Below are 7,769 nucleotides of genomic sequence, written 5' to 3' on the forward strand. Positions count from 1 at the left end.
AGCCGAGCCTGGCCGCAGCCGAGCTCTCCGCGCGGGAGGCCGCGGCCCCGGCGTCCGACCCGGCCGCGTCCGTCATCGCTGACCCGGCCACGCCGCAGAGGGCGGACGACCCCGACGGATGGCGACCGGTCCCCGTGCCTCCGCCGACCTACACGATGAAGGCGCGGGCGGCCCAGACCCCGCAGCCCTCGCCGCAGCCGGCGCCTGTCCCGGCGCCGGCCACCTCCTCCTCGTTCGGCGGCGTCGTGGCCTCCGGCGAGCTGGACGGCCTGCTAGACCGGCGCGCCGTCGGCTCCTGAGCCGGACCGCCCCCGGTGCGGCGATGCCAGCCTGCGGTTGGTGGGCCTGCCCGCCGGCCCGGCCACCCGGCATACCGGTGGTTGGGCGCCCCTCGGCGCGGCCACCCGGCACACCGGCGCTGGTGAGGCCTGCCTAGGGTGGGCGCATGGCTGACATGACCTACCGCCCGCTCGGCAGCTCCGGCCTCATGGTCAGCACGGTCGGCATCGGCTGCAACGCGTTCAGCCGGCGCGCCGACGCCGAGGCGACCCGAGGCATCGTGGACGCGGCGATCGAGCAGGGAATCACGCTCTTCGACACCGCTGACATCTACGGCATCGAGCCCGGCGCGAGCGAGACCATGCTGGGCACCGCCCTGGGCTCCCGGCGCGACCAGGTCGTCGTCGCGACGAAGTTCGGCATGGACATGCAGGGCAAGAACGGGCCGGACTGGGGGGTGCGCGGGTCGCGGCGCTACGTCCGTCAGGCCGTGGAGGCGAGCCTGCGGCGGCTCGGCACGGACTGGATCGACCTGTACCAGCTGCACCAGCCGGACCCGGTCACGCCGATCGAGGAGACGCTCGCGGCGCTGCACGAGCTCGTCCTGGAGGGCAAGGTTCGCTATGTCGGCTGCTCGAACTTCGACGCCTGGCAGCTCGTCGACGCCGACTGGACGGCCCGGACCGGCGGCTACGAGCGGTTCGTCTCGGCGCAGAACCGCTACTCGCTGCTGGACCGCTCGGTCGAGGCCGAGCTCGTGCCGGCGTGCGAGCACCTCGGCGTGGGGATCCTGCCCTTCTTCCCGCTGGAGTACGGCCTGCTCACCGGCAAGTACTCGCGCGGCCAGGCGGCTCCTGAGGGGTCCCGGCTGGCGATCGAGCAGGCGCGTTTCGAGGGGGCGGACTGGGACAGGATCGAGGCGCTGGAGGCGTTCGCCGCCGAGCGCGGGCTGAGCATGCTCCAGGTGGCCATGGGTGGCCTCGCCGCCCAGCCGGCGGTGACCTCGGTGATCGCCGGCGTGACGCGTCCGGAGCAGGTCGTGTCCAACGCACAGGCCGGCCTGTGGGAGCCCACGGCCGAGGACCTCGCGGCGCTGGAGGCGTTGGGCTGAGCCGGTTTCAGCCGCGGGCCCGCCGGGTGTTATCGTGTGGCCCGCACCTTGGGGCTGTGGCGCAGCTGGTAGCGCACCTCGTTCGCAACGAGGGGGTCAGGGGTTCGAGTCCCCTCAGCTCCACCCAAGGTCAGAGGCCCTTCCCCGAAAGCGGGGGAGGGCCTCTGGCGTGCCGTACAGCGGTTTTGTACAGCAGTTGGCCTCACTCGAGCCCGTCCAGACGGTCCCCGAGCCGGTGCAGCGCGCTGCGCGTGAGTTCCGATGGGACGTGCGTGTAGAGCCCGCACGCGGCCGGCTACCCGAAGAACCAGCTGCACCGATTCGATCAGGCTGGCTGCTCAACCCCGTGGACCTAAAACCCGTACCCGCATCGCAGCGGGTCACCTACGACTGTGCCGAGTCCCGGTCAGTGCGCCTACCCGCGTGATGCCGGGCCGTCTTCATGGTGACTCAGTGGCAGGTCGTCGTGCCGCTGTCGGTGAAGGTCTGGCCCGCCTCGGGCACGAACTGCCAGTCGTAGCTGCTGCTGTGCAGCGTCAACTGCAGTACACCGAACGTCGTGTTGTTCGCGACCTGCAGGTTGGGCAGCGGGCTCGCCAGCGCGGCGTGGTTGTGACCACCGGTGCCGACGATGAACTCGCGCACTCCCTGTGCCGGGTCATTGCCGCCGCTGGGGCTCTGCGGGGCATATCGCGCGTAGATGTGCTTGTGCCCAGTCAGCAGCACGTCGACGTGGGCGTTGTACAGCGCCTTGATGACAGGCAGGTAGTTCTTAGCCAGACTGCCGTTAGCCCAGTAGGGCTCGTGCATGTAGGCCAAGGTGCACGCTGTGGGGTGCGCCGCTAAGTCGTTGCGGAGCCAGGTGAGCATAGGGCTGGTGGACGAGCAGCCGCCGACGCCGGGCTGGCTGCACTCGGAGTTCAGCGCCACGATGTGCCAGGCGCCGAGGTTGTAGCTGTAGTAGCCCTTGCAGGCTGAGGTGCAGGTGGGGTTGTCCGGGCTGGCGGCAGCTCCGAAGTAGGTGAAGTAGCCCGAGGCCCCGGGGACCGAGCAGGTGGATCCGCCGTAGTCCTGGTCGCCGACCACGGGGTGGCTCTTCGCCAGGTACTTCCCCCAGGTTGGGGCGTAGACCTGCTGGTAGCCGCTCAGCGTCCCGCAGTCGTACTGGCCGTCTCCCAGTGGCAGCACCGCGTCGTACGGGACCAGACCAAGCAGGTTGGCGGTGGCCTGCTGGTGGCAGGCGTTGGCCTTGGCCTTGCCCGGCGGTTGGCAAGTGATGTCGCCGGCGGCGGCGATGACGGGGTCACCGGCTGCTTGCGTCACCGTGGCCGGCAGGGCCACGACAAGGGGAAGCGAGGCAACCACAGCTGCCATGACCGCAAGTAGTCTCCGTCGAACCGCCATGAAGCCCCTCCCTGAACGTGAGCCTGCTGCGGCGTCTGGCCCCCGTGATGGAGCCACACGCACTAACCACCCAGAACCCCGATGGTCGAGGACCGCTGCCTGCCCCCACAGGGCCAAGCGGACGAGGGCCTGAAGGCCGTGTCGTCCGAATGGCGGAGGGCCATGTCCTAGTCCCGATGGTGGTGGACGCGCGACTCGTGAACGGAGGCGCGGCGCGTCGGGCTCGAAAATGTGGACACGTGACCCGCGTCGCACTTGTCTCAGTCCTAGTCCCCGCAGCGACGAAAAGGGGCCACTCGCGACCGCGTCAGTACAGCAATTTGGTACAGCAACGCGTCTGCGTTCGGCCGCCCCCGGGCAGCGCCGCCTGAGTAGATCCCTGCACGAACAGACGCCCCCGACCGTCATTCCCCGAGTTCGCAACGAGGGGGTGAGGGGTTCGAGTCCCATCAGCTCCACGCAAGGTCAGAGGCCCTTTCCCGGTTCCGGGGAAGGGCCTCTGACGCGTCGTACGCCCGCTCGACGCGGTGCTGAGCCAGGGACCGGCTACGGCAGCCGACGAGTACGAGCGGGTTCGGCGCAGCGACTGCGACGACGTCGAGCTGGCTGCCACCGCGGACTACTGATGACCAGCCTCCGGCGATCCCCTCAGAGGCGGTCGTATGCCGTGAGCCAAGCCCGCGCCAGCACCTGCGTCCCCAGCGCCGAGGGATGCACCGAGTCCGGTGCCAGAGCCGCTGCGCCGTGCACCTTCGCCGCCTCGTCGAGGATCGACTGCAGGGGGACGAACATGGCGTCGAGGTCCGCCGCGATGCGGGCTACCACCGCGCGCTTGGGGTCGAGGTCCTCGCGCCAGTGCGCCCGGGACCCGTCAGCGGCGGTCAGGAACGGCTCCATGAGGATCAGCCGCGGCGCCGAGTCCGCAGCGGCCTCGGCCAGGATCGCCCGGTAGTCCGCCTCGAACGCCTCGGCGGTCACCGGGTCGCCGTCCTCGTATCGCCGCCACGCCTCGTTGACACCGACCAGGACGGTGAGCACCGCCGGGTGGAGGTCGATCACGTCGGCCCGCCACCGGGCGCGCAGGTCCTGCACCCGGTCGCCGCTGACGCCGCGGTTGAACACCACGGCATCGTCGCCCCGCCTTCTCAGCTCGGCGGCAGCCAGGCTGACCCAGCCGTCACCGAGCCCGTCCGTGTGTCGCGGCCTGTCGGAGTCGGTGATGCTGTCGCCGACCATGACGACAGACCACGCCATCATGGGCCCCTCCTCGACTTCGGGGACGTGCTGCCTGAGGACACGCGAACGACCGATCGTGACCGCCCGGCATGCCGGGCGCCGAGACTATCCGTGCCGGCACGTCGGCGGCCCGCGCGGCCTTGGTGACCGACCGCGAGGCGTGCCGGACGAGGAAGGTGGCGAGCGGGAGCTCGAGCAGCACGGCGCTGGCGAACGCGACCACCGCGTCGCTGCCTACCGAGGTCGTGACGTCGAACCAGGCGTCGGCGACGAGTACGGCGGCCGAGGCGAAGGCCGCGTGGGGGTGGAGCGGGTGCTGCCGGCGCGTCAGGACGCCGGTCGTGGCGAGCAGCAGCATCAGCAAGATGTCGAAGCCCACCCACGCACCGTTCCAGTCCGTGAGGATGTAGGTCCGCGGCAGCGACGTGGACAGGTAGGCCACCCAAGGGAGCAGGACGGCGGCGCAGGTCAGGCACAGCAGCGCAACGGCGCGCAGCCGCCAGGGCGGCCGGCGACGACCCGGCGACGGCACCGACGGCAACGCGGAGACGGTGCTGGCCGGGGCGTTGGTGAGGCTCACCCGTTCAGGGTGCGGCGCCCGGCCGGGCGGTTGCTGTCGCCAACCCGTGGCCCACCTGTGAACGCGGTCGTGCGCAGTGGACGTCAGCGCGTGGGGGACGGCTCCCGGGACGCTGCAAGGGAATCGGGCTCCAGGGCCGACATGTGCTCCAGCAGCTCGTCCCTGCTGATGCAGTCGGTCCCCGTGGACGGCACCGTGCAGGCGAACGCGCCGGCCACCGCGCCGTACTGCGCGCACCGCAGCGGCGGCTCACCGGCCAGCCAGCCGAAGAGGAATCCCGACACGAAGGCGTCTCCCGCACCGTTGGAGTCCACCACCGGCGCGCTCGGCGTGACGGCCGGGACGTGGGTCACCACGTCGTCGACCAGCACGTGGGCCCCGTCCGCGCCCGCCGTGGCGACCACCACCCGGGCACGACCCCGCTCGAGGACCTGTCGCATCGTCCGCTCCGGATCCACCAGCGCGGTGGCCGATACGAAGACCAGGTCGGCCTCGTGGGCGAACGCCTCGTGGTAGCTCTCGACCCCGTCCCAGTTGTGCAGGTCGGTCGAGATGGTCACGCCGGCCTCGCGCAACAGCGGCAGGGCGAAGGCGCACGGGTAGGAGATGGAGACGTGTGCGTGCCGGCTCGCGGCCGCCAGGGCCCGGACCGTCTCCTCGGGGAGCCGGTCGGCCTCCGCGGAGCGGTCGCTGTCATAGAAGGACATCCGGCGACCCGCCGGGTCGACGAGGTTCACCGCGCGCTTCGTCCCCCTCGGAGACGGCACCTCGGTGAGCGCAATTCCCTTGTCCCGGTGGAGCGCTCGCACCAGGTCGCCCTCGGGGTCGTCGCCGATCACGTCGAGGTGGTGCGCGCGCAGACCCAGCGCGTTGACCCCCATCGCGACGAAGTCCCCGGTCTGTCCGGCGCGTTGCCGGATCGCCGGCACCATGTAGCTGTCGGCGTACGCGAGGGGCAGCTCGGGGACGTACACGATCGTGTCGACGCCGGCGCCTCCCAGGACGAGGACGTCGGTCTCAGCGCTCACGTGGATCCTCCCGGCTCAGGTCGTGGCGCAATCGACCACGCCGTTATCCAACCGGACGGGGGACGGCGAAGGAGCCAGGTAGGCGCCTTGACCGGTATGCCGTGTCGCGCGGTCCAGCCCGGAATCGCAAGGAACCGTGGCGCTTATGTCCCCTGCTGGGAGATTTGCGTCCCGGGAACCGGCAGATCTTGAGGATTTGCATGATGCCGACGGTGGCCGACGTCGCATACGGTCACTGTCGCTTTCGGTCTCAGGGGGCGACCGCACTGGGTACCCGTCCCTCGCGCCGACAGGAGCCACACCATGGCGAGCACCTTTCACGGATCGCTGCACGAGCCCGAGCACGTGGTGCTGGTGCGCCTCGCCGAGCGTGGCCTGGCCGAGGGCACGATCACCCTCGACGACATCAGGGGGCTGAACAGCCGGGAGATCCGCGCCCTGCTCGCGCAGCGCGCCGCGGACCACCGGGGCGACCCGAGCGAGACGACCGCACAACCAGCGGAGCGGCGCCGCCCCCGATGACGGCAGCGATGGTCAGGCCGACGGGGCCTGGTTGATGCGGATCATGTTGCCGGCCGGGTCCCGGAAGGCGCAGTCGCGCACGCCCCACGGCTGGTCCATCGGCTCCTGGAGCACCTCGGCGCCGGAGGCCCGGACCTTCTCGAAGGTCTCGTCGAGGTCGTCCGTGCGGAAGATGGCGCCCATGAGCGAGCCCTTGGTGACCAGGGTGAGCAGGGCCTCCGCGTCCTCGGCGGAGCGGCCGCCGCCGGGCTGGGAGAGCACGATCTCGACATCCGGCTGGGACGGGGAGGTGAGCGTGAGCCAGCGGTAGCCGCCATTGGAGACGTCGTTGCGCAGCTCGAGCCCGAGGCCGTCGCGGTAGAAGGCCAGCGCCTCGTCCGGGTCGTTGACGGTGATGTGGCAGTGCGAGAGTGAGAGGTTCATGGCGTTCACGTTAGGGCGGTGGCCTTGGGGGTTGCTTCTTCGATCCTGCTCGACTCACCGCGCGCTGCCTGCGCCGCCTGGGCCGCCGGTGTCACCCGCCTCGGCCGGCTGTGGACCTTGTCCACGCATGCCGGCACCACCGCGCCGTCGCTGTGGTCCCGTGCCCGGTACGCGCTCGGGCTCTCGCCCACCAGCTCGGTGAACCGCGAGCTGAACGACCCGAGCGAGGTGCAGCCGACCTCCATGCAGACCTCGGTGACGCTGAGGTCCCCGCGCCGCAGCAGCGCCTTGGCCCGTTCGATCCGCCGGGTCATGAGGTAGCTGTAGGGGGTCTCGCCGTACGCCGCGCGGAACTGCCGCGAGAAGTGCGCCGGGGACATGTATGCCGCCCGGGCCAGTGCCGGGACGTCGAGCGGCTGCGCGTAGTCGCGGTCCATGCGGTCCCGCGCCTGCCGCAGGCGCACCAGGGTCGCCAGCTCCTCCGGGGTCACAGCGCCAGCGTAGGCCGGGATCGGTCGTGGCGGGCCCGCTTGCGCGTCGCCGGGGTGCACCCCAGGGCGCGAGGGCGGACCATGAGGCCGTGAAGCTCGTCCTGGACCTGCACGACATCTACAACCGCGGCACCGACATCGACCGCGCCCTGCGCGCCATCATCGACGAGGCGGTGGAGAAGAAGGCGCCGCTGGTCGAGATCATCCCGGGCAAGGGGTCGGGGGCCCTGAAGAAGCGGGTGCTGCGGTTCCTCGACCAGAAGGAGGTCAAGGCTCTGTACCACCGGGTGGAGAAGGACTCCGACAACTTCGGCCGCATCTTCGTGCACTTCCGGTGGAACACCTCACGCGGTCGCCGATGATGTCGCGTCCTGTGACAACTCAGCAATCTCTGCGAGCATTCGAGCAAAAGAGCGTTCCGCTCAGCAATCCCTGACGCTCTTCAGCAATGACGGACACGTCGCAGAATCGCGTTTCCGCAGGTCAGAGCCTTGACGGTGGGGGAGTCCTGCTCGACGATCCACTCGAAGCCCCACATGAGCGCCAGATGATGCCCGTGCGCCTGCGCCAGATGACGTAAGGCATGGTCGTCGCGTGAGACGTCAAGATGGGTCTCGCGAATGACATTGCTGGGCAAAGAGATTCGCGGCCACGCGGCTGTCTGAACGTTCGCCAGTGGGGTCCCTGAGATGCCC

The 7,769-nt window shown here is 70.4% G+C and carries 10 protein-coding genes, 1 tRNA gene and 1 pseudogene; 5 read left to right on the plus strand and 7 right to left on the minus strand.

The annotated features are described in order from the left end of the window. From VF825_RS13785 to VF825_RS13795, 3 genes and pseudogenes are all read left to right on the plus strand, one after another. Positions 1 to 299: pseudogene (locus VF825_RS13785) on the plus strand (hypothetical protein); the annotation flags it as partial. Between the two features lie 155 nt (positions 300 to 454). Beyond that, positions 455 to 1,390: an aldo/keto reductase gene (locus VF825_RS13790; RefSeq protein WP_331114265.1), complete on the plus strand. Its 936-nt coding sequence runs from the start codon at positions 455 to 457 to the stop codon at positions 1,388 to 1,390. A gap of 50 nt (positions 1,391 to 1,440) precedes the next feature. Further along, positions 1,441 to 1,513, plus strand: a tRNA-Ala gene (locus VF825_RS13795). 327 nt (positions 1,514 to 1,840) lie between these two features. On the opposite strand, the gene VF825_RS13800 is transcribed toward VF825_RS13795, so the two are convergent. The 4 genes from VF825_RS13800 to VF825_RS13815 form a co-directional block, all read right to left on the minus strand. Beyond that, the gene (locus VF825_RS13800; RefSeq protein ID WP_331114247.1) at positions 1,841 to 2,764 is read right to left on the minus strand and encodes a hypothetical protein; all 924 of its coding nucleotides are present in this window, start codon (positions 2,762 to 2,764) and stop codon (positions 1,841 to 1,843) included. A 678-nt stretch (positions 2,765 to 3,442) separates the two neighbouring features. Continuing rightward, complete coding sequence (locus tag VF825_RS13805) at positions 3,443 to 4,051, minus strand: SGNH/GDSL hydrolase family protein (protein ID WP_331114250.1); 609 nt, start codon at positions 4,049 to 4,051, stop codon at positions 3,443 to 3,445. Further along, positions 3,972 to 4,610: a hypothetical protein gene (locus VF825_RS13810; RefSeq protein ID WP_331114253.1), complete on the minus strand. Its 639-nt coding sequence runs from the start codon at positions 4,608 to 4,610 to the stop codon at positions 3,972 to 3,974. The genes VF825_RS13805 and VF825_RS13810 overlap by 80 nt, the downstream gene beginning before the upstream one ends. Before the next feature lie 83 nt (positions 4,611 to 4,693). Beyond that, entirely contained in the window at positions 4,694 to 5,638 is a 945-nt protein-coding gene (locus VF825_RS13815) for an adenosine kinase (RefSeq protein ID WP_331114254.1), read from the minus strand. A gap of 303 nt (positions 5,639 to 5,941) precedes the next feature. Between VF825_RS13815 and VF825_RS13820 the strand changes: the two genes are divergently transcribed. Continuing rightward, the gene (locus VF825_RS13820) at positions 5,942 to 6,160 is read left to right on the plus strand and encodes a hypothetical protein (RefSeq protein WP_331114256.1); all 219 of its coding nucleotides are present in this window, start codon (positions 5,942 to 5,944) and stop codon (positions 6,158 to 6,160) included. A gap of 12 nt (positions 6,161 to 6,172) precedes the next feature. Here VF825_RS13820 and VF825_RS13825 read toward each other — a convergent pair whose 3' ends face one another. Together VF825_RS13825 and VF825_RS13830 are read right to left on the minus strand one after the other, a co-directional pair. Next, positions 6,173 to 6,583 (minus strand): VOC family protein, encoded by a 411-nt coding sequence (locus VF825_RS13825; protein WP_331114258.1) that lies wholly within the window; start codon positions 6,581 to 6,583, stop codon positions 6,173 to 6,175. Between the two features lie 5 nt (positions 6,584 to 6,588). Then, entirely contained in the window at positions 6,589 to 7,074 is a 486-nt protein-coding gene (locus VF825_RS13830) for a helix-turn-helix transcriptional regulator (RefSeq protein ID WP_331114260.1), read from the minus strand. An 89-nt stretch (positions 7,075 to 7,163) separates the two neighbouring features. Here VF825_RS13830 and VF825_RS13835 point away from each other — a divergent pair, with 89 nt between their 5' ends. Next, a complete protein-coding gene (locus tag VF825_RS13835; RefSeq protein ID WP_141787083.1) occupies positions 7,164 to 7,436 on the plus strand; it encodes a Smr/MutS family protein in 273 nt (90 codons plus the stop codon). Positions 7,437 to 7,516: 80 nt separating this feature from the next. On the opposite strand, the gene VF825_RS13840 is transcribed toward VF825_RS13835, so the two are convergent. Next, positions 7,517 to 7,769: hypothetical protein (locus tag VF825_RS13840; RefSeq protein ID WP_331114264.1), on the minus strand; the 253-nt coding region annotated here is incomplete at its 5' end.

It is taken from the genome of Oryzihumus sp., from assembly GCF_036391795.1.
Lineage (GTDB): Bacteria > Actinomycetota > Actinomycetes > Actinomycetales > Dermatophilaceae > Oryzihumus.

Bases quoted from the DNA above. Each gene is read 5' to 3' on its own strand.
- VF825_RS13790 (WP_331114265.1), top strand. From the start codon at position 455: ATGACCTACCGCCCGCTCGGCAGCTCCGGCCTCATGGTCAGCACGGTC.
- VF825_RS13800 (WP_331114247.1), bottom strand. From the start codon at position 2,764: ATGGCAGCTGTGGTTGCCTCGCTTCCCCTTGTCGTGGCCCTGCCGGCC.
- VF825_RS13805 (WP_331114250.1), bottom strand. From the start codon at position 4,051: ATGATGGCGTGGTCTGTCGTCATGGTCGGCGACAGCATCACCGACTCC.
- VF825_RS13820 (WP_331114256.1), top strand. From the start codon at position 5,942: ATGGCGAGCACCTTTCACGGATCGCTGCACGAGCCCGAGCACGTGGTG.
- VF825_RS13825 (WP_331114258.1), bottom strand. From the start codon at position 6,583: ATGAACCTCTCACTCTCGCACTGCCACATCACCGTCAACGACCCGGAC.